18 protein-coding genes and 1 pseudogene are annotated in these 17,730 nt (G+C 72.6%); 5 read left to right on the top strand and 14 right to left on the bottom strand.

Features of this window, described 5'->3' with window-relative positions; genetic code table 11:
* Positions 1–119: 119 nt before the first annotated feature.
* Entirely contained in the window at positions 120–1,001 is an 882-nt protein-coding gene (locus WFH25_RS17335; RefSeq protein WP_070417544.1) for an aldo/keto reductase, read from the bottom strand.
* A gap of 86 nt (positions 1,002–1,087) precedes the next feature.
* Here WFH25_RS17335 and WFH25_RS17330 point away from each other — a divergent pair, with 86 nt between their 5' ends.
* On the top strand, positions 1,088–2,008 hold the full coding sequence (locus tag WFH25_RS17330) for an endonuclease/exonuclease/phosphatase family protein (protein WP_336698750.1): 921 nt from the start codon (positions 1,088–1,090) through the stop codon (positions 2,006–2,008).
* 97 nt (positions 2,009–2,105) lie between these two features.
* Here the strand turns inward: WFH25_RS17330 and WFH25_RS17325 are convergent, their stop codons facing one another.
* The 4 genes from WFH25_RS17325 to WFH25_RS17310 are packed head-to-tail and all read right to left on the bottom strand — an operon-like array spanning position 2,106 to position 5,087.
* Positions 2,106–2,687, bottom strand: a complete 582-nt coding sequence (locus WFH25_RS17325; protein WP_336698748.1) for a YdeI/OmpD-associated family protein — start codon at positions 2,685–2,687, stop codon at positions 2,106–2,108.
* A 44-nt stretch (positions 2,688–2,731) separates the two neighbouring features.
* The gene (locus WFH25_RS17320; protein WP_336698747.1) at positions 2,732–4,270 is read right to left on the bottom strand and encodes an FAD-binding oxidoreductase; all 1,539 of its coding nucleotides are present in this window, start codon (positions 4,268–4,270) and stop codon (positions 2,732–2,734) included.
* A complete protein-coding gene (locus WFH25_RS17315) occupies positions 4,267–4,503 on the bottom strand; it encodes a hypothetical protein (RefSeq protein WP_071302341.1) in 237 nt (78 codons plus the stop codon). Before WFH25_RS17315 ends, WFH25_RS17320 begins: the two co-directional genes overlap by 4 nt.
* Positions 4,500–5,087, bottom strand: a complete 588-nt coding sequence (locus WFH25_RS17310) for an acyl-CoA thioesterase (protein WP_336698745.1) — start codon at positions 5,085–5,087, stop codon at positions 4,500–4,502. Before WFH25_RS17310 ends, WFH25_RS17315 begins: the two co-directional genes overlap by 4 nt.
* A 130-nt stretch (positions 5,088–5,217) precedes the next feature.
* Here WFH25_RS17310 and WFH25_RS17305 point away from each other — a divergent pair, with 130 nt between their 5' ends.
* A complete protein-coding gene (locus tag WFH25_RS17305; protein ID WP_071294180.1) occupies positions 5,218–6,204 on the top strand; it encodes an aldo/keto reductase in 987 nt (328 codons plus the stop codon).
* 220 nt (positions 6,205–6,424) lie between these two features.
* Here WFH25_RS17305 and uraH read toward each other — a convergent pair whose 3' ends face one another.
* From uraH to WFH25_RS17285, 4 genes and pseudogenes are all read right to left on the bottom strand, one after another.
* Positions 6,425–6,763, bottom strand: coding sequence for a hydroxyisourate hydrolase (gene uraH / locus WFH25_RS17300; RefSeq protein WP_336698752.1), 339 nt, complete (start codon positions 6,761–6,763; stop codon positions 6,425–6,427).
* Positions 6,764–7,222, bottom strand: a pseudogene (gene uraD / locus WFH25_RS17295) (2-oxo-4-hydroxy-4-carboxy-5-ureidoimidazoline decarboxylase); the annotation flags it as partial. It abuts the gene before it with no gap.
* A 206-nt stretch (positions 7,223–7,428) separates the two neighbouring features.
* On the bottom strand, positions 7,429–7,911 hold the full coding sequence (locus WFH25_RS17290; RefSeq protein ID WP_336698744.1) for an FBP domain-containing protein: 483 nt from the start codon (positions 7,909–7,911) through the stop codon (positions 7,429–7,431).
* Between the two features lie 180 nt (positions 7,912–8,091).
* The gene (locus tag WFH25_RS17285; protein ID WP_336698743.1) at positions 8,092–8,823 is read right to left on the bottom strand and encodes a class I SAM-dependent methyltransferase; all 732 of its coding nucleotides are present in this window, start codon (positions 8,821–8,823) and stop codon (positions 8,092–8,094) included.
* A 38-nt stretch (positions 8,824–8,861) separates the two neighbouring features.
* Between WFH25_RS17285 and WFH25_RS17280 the strand changes: the two genes are divergently transcribed.
* On the top strand, positions 8,862–9,098 hold the full coding sequence (locus tag WFH25_RS17280; protein ID WP_336698742.1) for a hypothetical protein: 237 nt from the start codon (positions 8,862–8,864) through the stop codon (positions 9,096–9,098).
* A 16-nt stretch (positions 9,099–9,114) separates the two neighbouring features.
* Here WFH25_RS17280 and WFH25_RS17275 read toward each other — a convergent pair whose 3' ends face one another.
* From WFH25_RS17275 to WFH25_RS17265, 3 genes are all read right to left on the bottom strand, one after another.
* The gene (locus tag WFH25_RS17275; protein WP_070417554.1) at positions 9,115–10,020 is read right to left on the bottom strand and encodes a helix-turn-helix transcriptional regulator; all 906 of its coding nucleotides are present in this window, start codon (positions 10,018–10,020) and stop codon (positions 9,115–9,117) included.
* A gap of 164 nt (positions 10,021–10,184) precedes the next feature.
* Entirely contained in the window at positions 10,185–11,444 is a 1,260-nt protein-coding gene (locus WFH25_RS17270) for a hemolysin family protein (RefSeq protein ID WP_071294176.1), read from the bottom strand.
* Positions 11,445–11,527: 83 nt separating this feature from the next.
* Complete coding sequence (locus tag WFH25_RS17265) at positions 11,528–12,541, bottom strand: M23 family metallopeptidase (RefSeq protein ID WP_336698741.1); 1,014 nt, start codon at positions 12,539–12,541, stop codon at positions 11,528–11,530.
* A gap of 162 nt (positions 12,542–12,703) precedes the next feature.
* Here WFH25_RS17265 and WFH25_RS17260 point away from each other — a divergent pair, with 162 nt between their 5' ends.
* Positions 12,704–13,198 (top strand): hypothetical protein, encoded by a 495-nt coding sequence (locus tag WFH25_RS17260; protein ID WP_070417557.1) that lies wholly within the window; start codon positions 12,704–12,706, stop codon positions 13,196–13,198.
* A gap of 3 nt (positions 13,199–13,201) precedes the next feature.
* On the opposite strand, the gene WFH25_RS17255 is transcribed toward WFH25_RS17260, so the two are convergent.
* The gene (locus WFH25_RS17255; RefSeq protein WP_336698740.1) at positions 13,202–14,893 is read right to left on the bottom strand and encodes a cation:proton antiporter; all 1,692 of its coding nucleotides are present in this window, start codon (positions 14,891–14,893) and stop codon (positions 13,202–13,204) included.
* Between the two features lie 28 nt (positions 14,894–14,921).
* A complete protein-coding gene (locus WFH25_RS17250) occupies positions 14,922–15,287 on the bottom strand; it encodes a hypothetical protein (RefSeq protein ID WP_336698739.1) in 366 nt (121 codons plus the stop codon).
* Between the two features lie 191 nt (positions 15,288–15,478).
* On the opposite strand from WFH25_RS17250, the gene WFH25_RS17245 reads away from it, so the two are divergent.
* A complete protein-coding gene (locus WFH25_RS17245) occupies positions 15,479–17,689 on the top strand; it encodes an NADP-dependent isocitrate dehydrogenase (protein WP_336698737.1) in 2,211 nt (736 codons plus the stop codon).
* Positions 17,690–17,730: the final 41 nt, after the last annotated feature.

The following is a 17,730-nucleotide window of genomic DNA, read 5'->3' as shown; positions in this document are numbered from 1 at the left end:
GCGCCCCCGTCTTCCTAACCCCCGTCTCCCCCCCCGGGTCTTTTTCCCCCCCCCCCCCGGCGGGGGGGGGGGGGGGGGCCCCCGCCCCCCCCCCGCCTCCAGTCCGTCACCGTGTCGCGTCAGTGACCCAGCTTCGACAGCTCCTCGAACTCGTCGTCGGTCAGCTCGACCGTCGCGCCCGCGAGGTTGTCCTCGAGGTGGGCGACGCTCGACGTGCCCGGGATCGGCAGCACCACGGGCGAGCGCTTCAGCAGCCAGGCCAGGGCGAGCTGGGCCGGGGTGGCGCCCTTGCGCTCGGCGATCTCGGTCAGCGGGGAGTCGCTGCCGGTGAGACCGCCGGTCGCGAGCGGGAACCACGGGATGAAGCCGATGCCCTGCTCGGTCGACCAGTCGAGGAGTTCCTCGGCGTCGCGCTTCTGCAGGTTGTACAGGTTCTGGACGGAGACGATCGTGGCGATCTCCTGCGCAGCCTTCACCTCGTCGACCGACACCTCGGACAGGCCGATGTGGCGGATCTTGCCCTCGTCCTGCAGCTTCTTCAGCTCGCCGACCTGGTCCTCGAGCGGGACCTTCGGGTCGATGCGGTGGAGCTGGAACAGGTCGATGCGCTCGAGGCCGAGGCGGCGGAGGCTCATCTCGGCCTCCTGGCGCAGGTACTCCGGGCGGCCGACGGGCGGCCACTCGTTCGGCCCGGTGCGGGTGAGGCCGGCCTTCGTCGCGATGACGATGTCGTCGCCGTAGGGGTGCAGCGCCTCGCGGAGCAGGTCCTCGGCGACGTAGGGGCCGTAGGAGTCGGCGGTGTCGAAGAAGTCCACGCCGAGCTCGACGGCGCGCTTGAGGACACGGATCGCCTCGTCGTGGTCCTTCGGGGGTCCCCAGACGCCGGGGCCGGTGAGCTGCATGGTGCCGTAGCCGAGGCGGTGGACCTCGAGGTCACCACCGATGCGGAAGGTGCCGGAGGCGGCGGCCGGACGGTTCGTGGTGTCGGTGCCAGTGGTCATGTCCCCGGTCTACGCCTGCTTCGTTGCAGGTCTGGTGAACCGGTGTCCCCCGGGATCTGTCAGAAGCGGTTCCTATGCTCCTCGGCGTGCCCCTCCGCTCCCGCAGACGGAGTCCCGGCCGCTCGTTCGTCATCGGTGTCGTCGGGATCGCGTTGCTCGCCGGGATCGTCGTCCTCCTCGTCCCCGCCGTCCTGGGCGTCCTCGGGAGCTCGGGGTCCGTGATCGGCTCGCTGCTGCCGTGGCTCGCGCTCCTGCTCGTCCCCGTCGCCGGTGCGGCACTCGGCACCCGGTCGAAGCGGCTCGCCGTGCTGTCCCTCGCCTTCGCCGCCGCCTGGGCCGTCGCGGTCCTGCCCGGCGTGCTCGCTCCCGGCACCTCGGGGTCGCCGCAGTTGACGGTCGTCACCGAGAACATCGAGGCCGCCAACCCCGACCCGGCCGCCACCGCGAGGTCGATCGCGGCGCGTGACCCGGACGTCATCGCGCTCGAGGAGCTCACCCAGACCTCGGGCACGGCGGTCGCGGGCGTCCTCGACGAGCGGTACCCGCACCACTACCGGGTCGGGTCGATCGGGGTGTGGAGCCGGACGACCCTGCGCGACGGCGAACCCCTCACGCTCGGTCTGGGCTGGTCCCGGGCGCTCCGGGTGACGGTGGACACCGGGGTCGGCGACGTCCGGTTGTACGTCGTGCACATGGACTCACTGCGGTTGGGTGGGGAGGACGGTCGGCCGCGGATGCTGGCGTCGCTCACCGAGGCGGTCCGCGACGACGAATCGGAGCGGCTCGTCGTCGCCGGGGACTTCAACGGCGGTGCGGCCGACCCGGAGATGCTCCCGCTGACCCGGATGCTCGACGAGGGCGGCGGGTTCGGGGCGACCTGGCCGGCGCAGTTGCCCGTCGTGCGGATCGACCACGTGTTCACCCGGGGGCTCGGGACGACGTCGACCGAGGTCCTGCCCGCGAACGGCAGCGACCACCGGGGCGTGCTCGTCGGCCTGCGGCGCTGACGCTGCGCGCCGGCGCGGCTGCGTCGAACCACGTTTCCGACGTCGAACCAGCCCGCGCGCCTGGTTCGACGTCGTCTTCGTGGTTCGACAGGGGCCGTCAGGGTGTGCGCGGGTACGGGGTCTCGCCCCGCTCGAGCCCGCCGACGAGCTTCGCGAGCCGGTTCGCTCGCGCCGTCGCACTCGGCGCGGTCGTGATCCGGTGGAGCACGGCGTACCGGTTCGTGGCGTCGAGTTCGGCGAACAGCGCTGCGGCCGCGGGAGCGGCGTCGAGCGCTGCCTGCAGGTCGTCGGGCACGGTGGCCGTCGCGGCACCGGCGTAGGCGTGGTCCCACCGGCCGTCGCCCTTCGCACGGTCGACCTCGGTCCGGCCCCGGTCGCGCATGCGCCCGGCGGACTCGAGGGTGGCGACGAGCCCGATGTTCCGCTGCGACCAGATCGACGCCTTGCGCCGCGGGGTGAACCGCTGGCGGAAGGTCGCGGTGTCCCGCCCGCGCTTCTGGCCGTCGATCCAGCCGGAGCAGAGCGCTTCGTCGAGCGCCTGGTCGTAGGTCAGCGTCGTCGGCTCCGTGGTGCCCTTCTTCGCGAGGACGAGCCACACGCCGTCCGGGTCGTCCTCGTGCGCGTCGAGCCAGGCGCGCCAGGCAGCGGCGTCGGGGAGTACCAGGTCGTCCGCGTCCATGCGGTCATCGTAGGGCGGCCCACCGTCGTCCGGAGGGCCACCGCTCACACCCAGTTCGGCTGCGCCAGCACCCCGTCCGGGTCCACCTGCTCGGCGATCCGGTGCAGCCGCGAGGTGTTCACGTCGAAGTAGTCCGCCGGGTCCGTGATCGCCGCGTCGCAGTAGTTCGCGTACGCCGCGTCCCCCCACGCCGGCCGCATCGCCTTCCGGAACCCCCGGACGTAGGCGTCGAAGGGTGCCGGGTCCGATCCGTCCGCGAACACGGCGGTGTACTGCACGGTCATGAGCGCCGACCGCCACGGGAACGCGGTGTCGGTCCGTCCGACGTCGGAGACGACACCGCCGAGGGCGTCGAGCGCGACCCCGCCCTCGAGGTTCCCCGCCACGTCACCGGCGGCCTCGGCGTGGGCGACGAGCACGTCGATCTGTTCGTCGGACAGTTTCACCGATCCGATCGAGGACGTCGCCGCCTCGGACACCCGCTGCGGCCTCCCCGCCAACGCGGACATCGCGGCACCGTAGGTGAGCTGTCGCGCGGTGTGGGCGAGCGGCTTCGCTCCGGTGGCGGCGATGAAACCGTCGACGGTGGTGTCAGCGCCGGTCTTCGAACCCGTCCACACACCCGTCACAGTGACCGTCGGGGCGGTGTGCCGGCTCCCGTTCAGCAGCTTGAGCGTCGACCACAGCTCCGGGTCGGCGGTGGGCGCCCAGTCCTGCCAGGCGCGCACGACCGCCGCGGCGGCCGACCACGCGAAGGTGATCGAGAAGAGCAGGACGCCGGGCGCGGCCTGGGTCCGGTACGTCAGTGCGGTGACGACGCCGACGGTCCCACCGCCCCCGCCGCGGCAGGCCCAGAACAGGTCGGGCTCGGCGGTCGCGGAGACCTCGTGCACGGTGCCGTCCGGCGTGACGACGGTCGCACCGGTGAGCTGGTCGCACGTCAGACCGAAGGAGCGGACGAGCACACCGACCCCGCCGCCGAGCGTCAGGCCGCCGATCCCGACCGTGGGGCAGGACCCGGCGCCGATCGCCCGTCCGGCGGCGGCGAGCGTGGCGTAGACGTCGCCGAGCTGCGCACCGGGACCGATCGTCACGGTGCCGTCGTCGTGCACGTCGATGCCGTCGAGGTCCTGCGTGCTGATCACCAGCGACCGCGGGACGTCGGTGCCGCTCGCGCCGCCCGCCGACCAGCCCGTGTACGAGTGCCCGCCGGAACGGAGCGCCACCGGCGTGTTCGTGTTCCGGGCGAAGGCCAGCCCGGCCTGGACGTCCGCGGTGCCGGCCGCGCGCAGGATGCCCTGCGGGTCGGCGTCGTCGTACCGGGGGTTCTCGACGAGCCGGGCGCTGTTCCACCCGTTCGACCCGGAGCGCAGCAGCCGTCCGGAGACCGCGGCGGCGAGGGCGTCCCACGAGTCGGGGCCGCCCGGTGCCGGTGACGCGGTCGGGGTCCCCGTGGGCTCGGGCGTCCTCGTGGCCGACGGGGACGGGGACGGCGCCGGTCGACTGCACGCGGCGAGCACCCCGGCGATCCCGAGTCCGACTCCCCCGGCGAGCACCGCACGCCTGGTGGCGGGACGGGTCACGGTCCGGAGACCCCGCCGCCGGCGCCGGTGATGCCCGGGTGCGCGGCCTTCGACAGCCCCTCGGTCACCGAGTGCGCGGCCTCGGCGTCCGCTCGCGCCTGCGCCCCGAGCCGCGGGTCGGCCGGTCCGAGGTGCGCGAGGCGCTTCGCTCGTCGGTGGTTCTGCACCTCGAGCACGGTGATGACGGCGGCGATCAGCACCGCGACGCCGATCACGATCCACACGATTGTCATGACGTCCCCTCTCGTCCCGGGGTCTCGGACCCCGTGCCCGCGAGCGTACCCGAGCTGCTGATCCGGGTGGCCCCGGCCCACTCGTGCACCCACTCCGGCACCGACAGGTCCCGGTCGGTCGCGCCCGCGGCCTCGAGCAGTTCCGACGGGGACACCGTCCCGCCGGTGCGCAGCAGGAACCGTGCTTGCACCACGGCCCGTGCCACCACGGCCCCGCGGCGGACGAACGTCTGCTCCAGGTAGGCCGCGCGGTCGTCCATCCCGAGCACCCGGGTCACGAGCTCGAACCGCTGCCCGAGCGTCAACGACCGCTTGTAGGTGATCGTCTGCGCCGACACGACCGGGTACCAGCCGCGCTCGGCGATCGCACCCCAGAACCCCGAGCGCAGCATGAGGTCGAGGCGCCCGAGGTCGAGCATCGACAGGTACTTCCCGTTGTTCACGTGCCGCAGCGGGTCGAGGTCGGTCAGGGTCACCCGGAACGGCGTGCGGACCTCGTCCCAGAGCGTCGGTCGCCGTCCGCCGATCGCGGGGCGAAGCCGGACGCGCAACTGGAGCAGGAACAGCCGGAAGTACAGGTTCACGCCACGATCACACCAGGGTCGGGCCACGAACGCGCGGAACCTTGGAGGAACCGCACGAACCGGCATTCCCGGCTGACGGGTCCGGTCAGTGCCTCCCTCCAACCGAGGGACCCGGAGTAGACCTGCACCCATGCAGACACGCAAGCTCGCAGACCTCGAGGTCGGCCCCGTCGGCCTCGGCACCATGGGCATGAGCGCCTTCTACACGGGCGCCGGCACCGACGACGACGAGTCGATCCGCACCATCCACCGCGCGATCGACCTCGGCGTCACCCTGTTCGACACCGCCGAGGCGTACGGCCCCTACACGAACGAGGACCTGCTCCGCCGGGCCCTCGGAGACCGCCGCGACGACGTCGTCATCGCGACGAAGTTCGGCCTCATCACGCACACCGCCGGCGAGGAGACGCCCGCCACGGGCCGTGGCATCAGCTCCGCACCGGAGTCCGTGCGCGAGGCGCTCGAGGGCTCGCTCCGCCGCCTCGGCACCGACCACATCGACCTGTACTACCAGCACCGCGTCGACCCGGCCGTCCCGATCGAGGACGTCATCGGGCAGCTCGCCGGCTTCGTGCAGGAGGGCAAGATCCGCCACATCGGGCTCTCCGAGGCGAGCGCCGCGACGATCCGGAAGGCCCACGCCGTCCACCCGATCACGGCCCTCCAGAGCGAGTACTCGCTGTGGACCCGGGACCCCGAGGGCGACGTGCTCGACACCCTCCGCGAGCTCGGCATCGGCCTCGTGCCGTACTCGCCGCTCGGCCGCGGGTTCCTGACGGGAGCGATCACGAAGCCGTCCGACCTGGACGCCGACGACTTCCGCCTGGCGAACCCGCGCTTCCAGGAGGAGGCCTTCGCCGAGAACATGCGCATCGTCGACGCCGTCAAGGAGATCGCGACCGAGGCCGGCGGGACCCCGGCCCAGGTGGCGCTGGCGTGGCTGCTCGCGCAGGGCGACGACGTCGTGCCGATCCCCGGCACGAAGCGGGTCTCGCGACTCGAGGAGAACGTCGGCGCAGCCGACCTCACCCTGACCGCGGACCAGATCGCGCGCCTCTCGGCGCTGCCGGTGCCGACGGGTGACCGCTACCCCGACATGTCGACCATCGGTCGGTAGACGCGACCGGATGACGGCCTGGAGGCGCAGTGCCGGCTGGCACCGCGCCTCCAGGCCGTCTCGGCGTGCGTCCCGGGCGTCGGTCCGGTGACGGACGCGACCCACGCCCGTCATCCCGGCCCGGCGAGCGGGCGGAACATGCGCCGTTCGCCATGGGAGCCGCGCACATTTCGCCCGCTCGTGCGCTGCGGGCGGGACACATGCCCCGCGCGGCATGGGATCAGCTCCCGCGGTAGGTGCTGTAGGCGAACGGGCTGAGCAGGAGTGGCACGTGGAGGTGCTCGGTCCCGCCGACGGTGAAGGCGACGACGACGAACGGGTGGAACGTCGGTACGCCGGCGGCGCGGTGGTACGCGCCGGTGTCGAAGCGCAGCTGGAGGTCGCCTCGCGGCAGGACGTCCGGCCCGAGGGCAGCTCGTCCGTCGGCGTCGGTCGTGCCGGTCGCGAGGACGTCGCCGTCGACGGTGCTCAGCACGAGGCCGACCCCCGCGGCGGGTGTGCCCCGGGTCGCGTCGAGGACGTGCGTGGTCAGCTGGGCGACGGCGAAGGTCGCGCGGATGCGGTGCAGTGCGATGTCCGCGAGGGCACCGGCGGCCTCGGCGACCTCGACGTCGGGATCGTTGCCGAGCCGCCGTCGGAGTTCGGCGAGGAGCTCCTCGGGCGACCGGCCGGCGGCGCGCACGAGGAACACCCGGCCGAACCGCCGCTCGTAGTCGGCGTTCCCCGCGGCGATCGCCCGGGCGACGTCGTCGTCCGCGGTGCGCATGGCCGACTGCTCCCGGGTCGACGAGGCATCACTGCCCCGCTCACCGATCCGCGGGTGCTGCGCGAGGGCGGCGTCGAGCTCGGCGGCGCCCCACCCCCGGGCCTCGGCGGCGGCACGCGCCAGGAGCGCGGCGACGGAGCCGTACGGCCGTCCGGCGGCGAGTCCGTCGGCCCAGGCCGGAACGGCCGCCCACCCGGTGGCCGTGGCGACCGCGTCGGAGACGGTCGCGTCGTCGAGATCGCCGATGTCCATGCCGCCACGCTAGGGAAAGCCCGTTTCACGGGGGTTACGCCGTGGTTACCGGCGCGACGTGGCCGACGGTCCCGGAACGGTCGCCGCTGCGAGACGGGAGGCGCGGGTCGGGCCCGCACCGCGCCTCCCGAACCGCAGGTGCGCACCTCGACGACGTCTGCGCGCGCTGCACGCCGCGCACTCGTCGTCCGCGTGCGCAGTCGCGACTAGACCTCCGCGGCGAAGGACGCCGCGCGCAGCTGCAGGTCCTCGATCCGCTGCAGTCGTGCGGCCTCGACGTCGTAGCCCTCGTACGCGAGCGGCGGCGTCCGCCGGACGTTGCGCGAGCACTGGAAGTCCTGGCAGACGAGCGTGCCGACGGTGTTGCCGTTGCGACCCGCCGTGCCGGACCGCTTCGCGCTGTAGAACACGACGTCGTTCGGGAGCTTCACGTCCTGGCACCACGAGCACTGCGCCCGGGCACGGGGCGAGGCCTCGGCCTGCCGGAACAGGATGCCGACGAGGTCGCCCTCGAGGGTCGGCACGACGGCGTACGCGCGCCGGGCGAGCTTCGGGTCGCGCCAGCCGAGGTAGTCGAGCGCGTCCCAGTCGACGGTCTCGAGGTCGGCGGGCAGCGTGAGGTCGCCGGTCTCCTTGCGGGAGGCGTTGACGAAGGACGTGCGGATGGTCTTCTCGCTGATGGGCAGCATGGTGGTTCGCTCTCGGACGGGCCCGGGGCACGCGGACGCATGCCGCACCGGGCGGAGGGTTCAGGGCTCGATGACGGCGGCCGCACCGAACGGTGCGACCGGGGGCATCACGCCCTGATGTCGGCGAAACGGGCGCCGACCACCTCCTGGAAGCTCACCCGACCAGCCTACGTCGACGTGTCAAGCCGGGCGCGGCTGCGCGGTGAGGAGGACGAGCGAGCCCTCGAACGTCGGCTGCGTGCGGAGCGCGCCGTGGGCTCGGTCCCACTCGCCGGACTCGAGGGCCGTGCGGAGCGCGGCGATGGATCGCCGTGCGGTCATCTCGTCGACGGAGCTCCACGCCGAGTCCGCCCGTCGTGCGCCCGGGTCGAGGAGGCGTTCCGGCCGCGCGTAGTACGCCTCGGAGAACCCGTCGACGCACGTGAACGGGATCGGCAGGCGCGTTGTCGTGACCGCGTCGTCGGCGAGGGCCGCCGCGATCCGGGCGAGCGCGGGGTACCGCCGGGCCTCGGTCGCCATGACCTCGGGGGCGTACTCGGCGAGCCAGAAGTCCTCGACACGGTCGGGGTCGCACGTCAGGATCACGATCGGACCCCGGGTCACCCGGCGCAGCTCGGCCAGCCCACGCTCGAGGTCGCCCCACTCGTCCACGGAGAAGGTCGTCATCGCGGCGTCGAACGTGTCGTCGGCGAACGGCAGGTCCCCGGCGGTGGCGTCGACCGCGGTCACCTCACGGTCGGTGGGCTCGTAGGACCCAGCGCCGGCGCCCACGTCGAGGACCGTCCGGGCGTCACCGAGGGCCTTCGCGATCGCCCGGGCGAAGGACGGCTCCGGCCGACGGTACTTCCGGTGGTCCTGACCGATGCGGGCGGAGTCGGCGTCCCCCGCTGAACCGTCCGTCGTCCTCGTCACGGCCCCAGCCTACGGACCGGGCCTGTTACGGTCGGGCCATGGTCTCCGGGGGATTCGCCGTCGTCAGTGTCCTGTACATCGCGTTCGTCGTGGCGCTCGCCGTGCTGACGGTCGCGCTCATCGTGCTCGTGTTCGCCGCGATCCGCGTGCTGCGGCTGTCCGCGACGGAGCGGCAGCTTCGCATCGAGCGGCTGCGGTACGACGCCGCCGTCGACGGCATCGACGACCACGGTGCCGGCCCGGACGAGACAGGTCCCGCGATCCCGACCGCCTGACCGTCGACGCGCGGGGTCAGTCGACCGACTCGGTCTCCGACTCGCGCAGCGCCGCGTAGTGCTCGGCACGCTCGGTCGCAGCCCACGACCCGAGGAGCGCCAGGGACCGCTCGGACTCGCTGCCGGGTTCGGCCGAGTACGAGAACATCACCAGGCCCGGGTCCGCGACGAGTTCCAGCGCCTCGTAGTCGAGCCGGAGCTCGCCGACGATGGGGTGCACGAGCCGCTTCTTGCCGGTGCGGTGCATCCGGACGTCGTGGGCGGCCCACCACGTGCGGAACTCCTCGCTCCGGGTCGACAGCTCGCCGACGAGGGTCACGAGTCCGGGCTCGCACGGGTTCGAGACCGCGGCCGCACGGAGGATCGCCACCGCGTCCCGAGCGGTCTGCGCCCAGTCCGCGAAGAACTCCTTCGCCGCGGGGTCGAGGAACGTGAAGCGCGCGGTGTTCACCGGGCGACCGGGGCCCGCGAACATCGGCGCGTACAGCGCGCGACCGAGCTCGTTCGTCGCGACCACGTCACCGCGCTCGTTCCGCACCCAGGCGGGCGCTCCCGTGATCGAGTCGAGCAGCCGCTGCACACCGGGGCGCACGCGGGTCGGGACGTTGCGGTGCATGACCTTCACGCCGGCGTTCGCCAGGCGGGCGAGGTCCCACAGGTGCACGCGCTCGTCCTCGTCGAGCTGCAGCGCACCGGCGAGCCCCTCGAGCACGCTGTCCGAGACGCCCTTGAGCGAGCCCCGCTCGAGCCGCGTGTAGTAGTCCACGCTGACGCCGGCGAGCATGGCGACCTCGTGCCGACGCAGTCCCGGCACCCGTCGGACACCGCCGCCGAACGACGGCATGCCGACCTGCTCGGGAGTGAGCCGCGCCCGCCTCGAGGACAGGAAGTCGCGGATCTCGTTGCGCACGTCGATACCCATGCGACGAGCGTACGTCCCGTGGCTGGTACCGCGGCAGGCCCTGCCCGTACCCGGGACGGGACGGACGGGAGGCGCGGGGCGGGTCCGCACCGTCCTCCCTCGCAGGCTCGGTCGGCGCGCCCCGCGCAACGCTCCGCGTTGCCGCCGAGCGGGGCGCGCCCGCGTCAGGCGGTTGCGTCGGCCGTGATGCGGACGCGCGCCACGCGGTGACCGTCCATGGCGGTCACCTCGAGCCGGTGGCCGCCGACCTCGACGACGTCCCCGACCTCGGGCACGCGGTCCAGCGCCACCTGCACCAGGCCACCCACCGTCTCGTAGTCGCCGTCGGGGAGGGCCGGGCCGCCGTCGGCCACGAGGTCCTCGAGCACGGTCGCCCCGTCGACGCCGTCGTGCTCGGCCGCGGGCTCGTCGTACTCATCGCGGATGCGTCCGACGAGGTCTTCGAGCAGCGCCTCGAGCGTCACCATGCCCGCGCTGCCGCCGTACTCGTCGACGACCAGGGCGATCTGGTGTCCCTCGGTGCGCATGTCCGCGATCGCACTCGACAGCGACTTCGTCTCGGGCAGCGCGAGCACCGGACGCACGAGGGTCGACACCGGTGCGGTGGGGTCCTCCGGGCGCAGCAGGTCCCGCAGGTGGACGAACCCGTCGACGTGGTCCCGCGTGCCGTCGGTGACGAGGTACCGGGTGTGCCCGAGGTCGATGGCGTGGTCGGTGGCCGCGGCGATCGAGGTGCCCGCGTCGATCGTGGACACGTCGTACCAGGGCCGCATCGACTCGCGGAGGATCCGGTCGCCCGCGTCGAGGGCACTCCGGGCGATCCGGCGTCCCTGGGCGTCGATGGCGTCGTGGTCCTCGACGAGACCGCGGAGCTCCTCGGTGCTCATCGACTCGCTCCGGGCGTTCGGGTCACCGCCGAGCAGCCGCACGACGGTGTCGGTCGACTTCGAGAGCAGCCAGATCACCGGGCGCATGAGCGTGGCGAACCGGTCGAGCGTCGGGGCCACGGCCATCGAGAAGCCCTCGGCGCGCTGCAGGGCGAGCCGCTTCGGCACGAGCTCGCCGAAGACCAGCGACAGGTAGGCGATCACGAGGGTCATCAGCACCAGTGCCACCGTCTCGGCAGCACCCTGCTCGAGCCCGAGGCCCGTGAACAGCGGCGCGACGTCCGGAGCGATCGACGATGCGCCGTACGCGGCCGAGAAGAACCCGGCGACGGTCACGCCGATCTGCACGGCGGAGAGGAAGCGGTTCGGATCGCGGCCGAGCTCGGCGACCCGCATCCCCCGGGACCCGCGGCGCTCGAGCTGCTGCAGCTGCGACTCACGGAGGGAGACGAGGGCGATCTCGGCTGCGGCGAACACGCCACCGACGAGCACGAAGAGGACCACGAGCCCGAAGGCGATCCAGGTGTCGGGTCCCATCAGCGGGTTGCCGGCTCAGATCGGCGACGGGCGGGCGGTCTGTGACAATCGTCCATGCCTGTGAGCATGCACAGGGAACCTGATCAGGCGGTGAGGGAACGCCCGATGCGCGCTTCGAGCCAGGCTTCCGGGTCGATCGGGGTCTCGCCGTCCATCAGGACCTCGAGGTGGAGGTGCGCCCCGGTCGAGACCCCGGAGGAGCCGACCTTGCCGATGAACTGCCCGGCCTCGACGGTGTCGCCGACCTTCAGTGGCGAGGAGCCGGGGATCATGTGGCCGTAGAGCGTCGAGACCTCGCGCCCGTCGATCACGTGGTCGATGATCACCGCGGTGCCGTACGAGAAGTACGTGCCGGAGACCCGGACGGTCCCCGCGGCCACGGCACCGATCGGCGCGCCCATGCCCGGGTTGAAGTCGAGGCCCTGGTGGAGCGACGAGCAGGCGCCGCACGGAGCCGAGCGGTAGCCGAAGCCCGAGCTCATCCGTACCGGCCCGGGGAACGGCGACCGGACCTCGCCGCCGTAGGACACCGACGTGCCCGGGGCCCCGGCCGAACCGCCGCCGACCGTGAAGCCGTCGCGGTCGAGGGCGGAGGCGGAGATCGCCTGCGTCACGGCGTAGTCCTGCGTGCGGACGGAGGGTGCGAGGGTCGCGGTCGCCATCGAGGTGCCGGCGCTGGCGTGCGCGGGCATCGCGGACGCGGCGAACATCGCGAGGGCGGCGAGGGCGCTCGTGAGCGTCACGCGGCTGGCGCGGCGGGACCTGGAGGCGCGGGTCGCCCGGGCGACGGCGGTCACGCTGGGTGCGGGGCGACGGACGACGCGCTGGATGCGGGCGTCGACGTGCTCGGTCGTCGCACGCGCGGCGGCCGCTCGGCGGCCGGTGCGCTCGGGCTTCGGCGCGGGCGTGCGTTCGGGCTTCGGCGCGCGAGGCGGCGCGGGCGTGCGTTCGGCCTTCGGTGCGCGCTCGGGCTTCGGCGTCCGCTCACGGCGGGCCGGCTTGCGGGCTGCGGCGCGCTCGGCCTCGAGGGCGGCGCGACGGGACAGGTGCACCACCGGGGTGTCCGGGTGCTGGTCGAGTTCGCGTGCAGTCGTCATGGCCGCCCACCATTCTGCACGACTCTGTCGCTTTGTACAGGTCCTTTCGTGATCTCATCGTTACCGAAGTGCTGGGAGGCTGCTGATCCCACAGCCCGCCCCGGCCCCGGAGGCCGCCCGATCAGTAGTGTCCGCAGTGAGCGAGCGGAAAGGACCCTCCACATGGCCCGAACACCGCGCGAGCGGCACGAACCGGTCGACCTGGCGTCGGCGCACGTCGTGCTCGCCGGGACGCAGGAGCTCCTGCCGGTGCTCCGGACCGCTGCCGTCCGGGCCGGGGTCGACGCGGCCCGGATGCGCGTGGTCGGGGTGGACGACCTGCCCGATCCCGAGGAGACCTGGGACGCCGAACTCGCGGTCATCGCGATCCGTCGGCCTGGTGACGACCCGGCGTTCCACCGTGCGCACGAGGCCGCCGAGATGATCGACCCGCTGCTCGCGCCGCACGCGGTCCGGATCGTCGTGACGGTCTCGGGGCTGACCCGGCTCGCGCCGAAGGTCGAGCGGACGCTGACGTCCGAGGTGCTCCACCAGATCGGCGCGGCGTCGGCACCGTCCGGGTTCGAGCGGCCGTTCCGGAACTTCCGGATGCGCGTGGGGCTCGCGGCCTTGAAGACCGCCGGCGTCCGGGTCTTCCGGGTGCGCATCGGCGAGTGACCGTCACCGTGCGGGAGCGCCCCTGAGTTCGAGGGCGATCTGCTCGGCGTCGAGGTTCTGCAGCATCGACTCGAGCACCTCGGCGTCGAAGCTGCCGTCGTCGCGGGCGTCGAGGATCGCGGCGCGCTGCGCTTCGAGCACCGCAAGGCGCCGGGCCTTCTCGCGCCCCATCCACGCCCGGAGTTCGGCGGGGTCGGCGGCCTCGAGCTCTTCCCGCGCGCGGGGTCCGGCCTCGCTCGTCCCGGGGACCTGCTCCGCCGCTGCCCGCATGAGCTCGAGGAGCCGCTTGCGTTCCTCGGTGTCCTGCGCGGCGGTGTCCGTCGTCGGCGCGGCGATGCGACGCAGGAGCGGCCCGATCGTCCCGCCCTGGACCACGAGCGACAGCAGGGCCACGGCGAACGCGACGAAGACGAGCAGTGACCGCTGGGGCGTGCCGTCGGGGAGGGTCTGGGCCGCCGCGACGGTCACCGCGCCGCGCATCCCCGCCCAGACCACCGCGGTGCCCTCCCGCCAGCCGAGCGGTGCCTTCGTGTAGTACGCGATGTCCGCGAGGGTGCGTCGGACCCGCACCGCGAACCGGTCGAGTTCCCGTTCGGACGGCGCCCGGTTGCCCGGTCGGTGTTCGCGGATCACCTCGCTCATGGCGTCGCGGTCCTGCGCGTGCATCTCCGCGAAGCGGGTCTGCATCCGTTCGCCCCGCTTGGCGCTGGCGGACAGGGCGAGCAGCAGCGGCACGACGTAGGCGGCCCGGACGAGGACGGTGAGCACGAGGGCGCCGATGGCGATGAGGAGCGCCGGCCCGATCCCGGCGTGCTGGTCCTGCACGTCGCCGAGGATCGACGCGAGCTGCAGCCCCATCGTCAGGAACACGGCACCCTCGAGCACGAGCTCGATCGTCTGCCAGTTCTGGGCGTCCGACAGCCGGTGCCCCGGGGGGAGCCTGCGCGGGCCGACGATGCCCGTGAACAGCCCCGCGACGACGGCCGCGACCAGGCCGGACCCCTCGAAGTGCTCGGTCGGGATCGCGGCGACGAACGGCACCGCGAAGGAGAGTGCAGTGTTCACCGCGGCGTTCGGCACCCGGGACCGCACCCAGACGTTGAGCCAGCCGACGAACCAGCCGATGACGACGGCGATCGCGACCGCCCGGGCGAAGTCCCCGAGTGCGCCCCAGAACGAGAACGACGCGCCCGCGGCGAAGATCGCGGTGCGGAGCAGCACGAGCGCGGTCGCGTCGTTGAGCAGCGACTCGCCGTCGAGGATCGAGATCGCCCGCCGTGACACCGAGGTCTGCTTGACGATCGAGGTCGCGACGGCGTCGGTGGGGCTGACGATCGCCCCGAGCGCGATGCCCCACCAGAAGCCCAGGCCCGGGACGACCCACGCGAAGAAGAGCCCGAGCACCAGGCTCGACGCGACGACGAGCAGGACCGACAGGCCGCTGATCGCGCCGAACTCCCGCCGGAAGTTCATCGACGGCATCGACACCGCCGCCGAGTACAGCAACGGCGGCAGCACCCCCGCGAGGATCCACTCCGGTTCGATCCGGGCGTGCGGGATCCACGGCACGAGGCTCGCGGCGACCCCCACCGCGACGAGGACGAGCGGCGCGGCGACCCCGATGCGCGGGCCGAGCACGGCGGCGCCCGCGATGGCGACCAGGGCGACCACACCGATGACGAGGAGTTCGTTCACTCCCCCAGCGTGGCACCGTTCCGGGCGATCAGTCCCGGTCCGGCTCCGCGCTGTGGACCGCCGAGGCGTTGACCGCGTGGTGTGGAGGAACGACGTGGGCGACGACCGCGACACTGCCGGCGGCCAGGACGAGCGCGAGCGTGCCCGCGGTCACGGCGGTCCCGATCCGCCGCAGCCGCGAGCCCGACCCACGGTCCCGCGGCGCGAAGCGGGCGAGCCCTCGACGCGGCATCGGGCCGACCAGCCACGGCCCGGAGCCGTCCTCGTCGTACGAGAACGGCCCGGACCCGTCCGGCGCGTACCGGTAGGGCCCGCTGCCGTCCACGGCGTACGCCGAACGGAGGTCCTCCGCGGACCACCCGAAGTCCTCCGGTGTCTGCCGTGTCGTCGACATGCGCGCCTCCTGCGGTCGTGTGGTGCGGAAGACCACTCCACGCGACGTTCCTATGAGTCGACAGTGCGCCTCCAGGAAGCCATCCGAGTATGTGCTCCACGCAGGCGGCACCATGTATCTTGACGTCGAGACATCCCGTTGCGCGAGTAGCGTGGACGTACCGACGGTCGAACAAGGGAGTACCCGCCAGCATGGCCAAGATCATCTACACCCTCACGGACGAGGCGCCGTTCCTCGCCACCCACTCCTTCCTCCCGGTCATCCAGGCCTTCGCCGGCACCGCAGGTGTCGACGTCGAGACCCGCGACATCTCGCTCTCGGGCCGGATCATCGCCCAGTTCCCGGAGCGGCTCACCGCCGAGCAGCGCCTGGACGACGCCCTCGCCGAGCTCGGGGACCTCGCGAAGACCCCCGAGGCGAACATCATCAAGCTGCCGAACATCTCGGCGTCGATCCCGCAGCTCAAGGCCGCGATCAAGGAGCTCCAGGCGCAGGGCTACGACCTGCCGGACTACCCCGACGAGCCGACGACCGACGACGAGCGCGACGCCCGCGCCCGCTACGACCGCACCAAGGGCAGCGCCGTGAACCCGGTCCTGCGCGAGGGCAACTCCGACCGCCGCGCGCCGCTCTCCGTCAAGAACTACGCCCGCAAGCACCCGCACCGCATGGGCGCCTGGAGCCACGACTCGAAGACGAACGTCGTGACGATGGGCACGGACGACTTCCGCTCGAACGAGCAGTCCTGGATCGCCCCCGCCGACGACGTCCTGACGATCGAGTTCGTCGGTACCGACGGCGAGACCACGGTCCTCAAGCAGTCGATCCCCGTCCTCGCGGGCGAGGTCGTCGACGGCACCGTGCTGCACGTCCGCGCGCTCGAGGCCTTCCTGCAGGACCAGATCCGCGCGGCGCAGGAGCAGGGCATCCTGTTCTCGGTGCACCTCAAGGCCACGATGATGAAGGTCTCCGACCCGATCATCTTCGGCCACGTCATCCGGGCGTTCTTCCCGAGCGTCTTCGAGCGCTTCGGCGCCGACCTCGCCGCCGCCGGGCTCAACCCGAACGACGGCCTCGGCTCGATCCTCGCCGGGCTCGACGCCGTGCCGAACGGTGCGGAGATCAAGCAGGCGTTCGCGGACGGCATCGACGCGGGCCCCGAGCTCGCGATGGTCGACTCCGACAAGGGCATCACGAACCTGCACGTCCCGAGCGACGTCATCGTTGACGCCTCCATGCCCGCGATGATCCGCACCTCCGGCCACATGTGGGGTCCGGACGGCGAGGAGCACGACACCCTCGCGGTCATCCCGGACTCGAGCTACGCCGGCATCTACCAGGCCACGATCGAGGACTGCCGTGCCAACGGTGCGTTCGACCCGGCGACCATGGGCTCGGTGCCGAACGTCGGCCTGATGGCGCAGAAGGCCGAGGAGTACGGCTCGCACGACAAGACCTTCGAGGTCCCGGCAGCCGGCCGCGTGCGCGTGGTCACGAGCGGCGGCGAGACGGTCATCGAGCACGAGGTCGAGGCCGGCGACATCTGGCGCGCCTGCCAGACAAAGGACGTCGCGATCCGCGACTGGGTGAAGCTCGCCGTGACGCGTGCCCGTGCGACCGGTTCCCCCGCGGTGTTCTGGCTCGACGAGACCCGTGCGCACGACGCGAACCTCATCGGCCTGGTGCGGACGTACCTCGCCGAGCAGGACACCGACGGGCTGCAGATCGAGATCCTCTCCCCCGAGGACGCGATGCGCTTCTCGCTCGAGCGCATCCGCCGCGGCGAGGACACCATCTCCGTCACGGGCAACGTCCTCCGCGACTACCTCACCGACCTGTTCCCGATCATGGAGCTCGGCACCTCGGCGAAGATGCTCTCCGTCGTCCCGCTCCTCGGCGGCGGCGGCCTGTTCGAGACCGGTGCCGGTGGTTCGGCGCCGAAGCACGTGCAGCAGCTCGTCGAGCAGAACTACCTGCGCTGGGACAGCCTCGGCGAGTTCCTCGCCCTCGCGGTCAGCCTCGAGCACCTCGCCGGTGTGACGGGCAACGAGCGGGCGAAGATCCTCGGCGAGACGCTCGACCGTGCGACCGGCACGTTCCTCGACGAGGACAAGTCGCCTGGGCGCAAGCTCGGGTCGATCGACAACCGCGGCAGCCACTTCTACCTGGCGAAGTACTGGGCCCAGGAGCTCGCGGCGCAGACGACCGACGCCCAGCTCGCCTCGGCGTTCGCCGAGATCGCGGCGACGCTCGACGAGCAGGAGTCGACGATCGTCGAGGAGCTGAACAGCGTGCAGGGGCACCCGGCGGACATCGGCGGGTACTACCGTCCGGACGACGCCAAGACGAGCGCCGTGATGCGCCCGTCCGCCACGTTGAACGGGATCCTCGCCGCGCTGTAGACGCGGGACGCACGAACAGGAGGCGCGGTGCCGGCTGGCAC

Origin of the sequence: Curtobacterium sp. USHLN213 (assembly GCF_037144815.1) — a bacterium.
Lineage (GTDB): Bacteria > Actinomycetota > Actinomycetes > Actinomycetales > Microbacteriaceae > Curtobacterium.
Note: the sequence above shows the minus strand (reverse complement) of the source record. Positions and strands in the feature narration are given on the sequence as shown.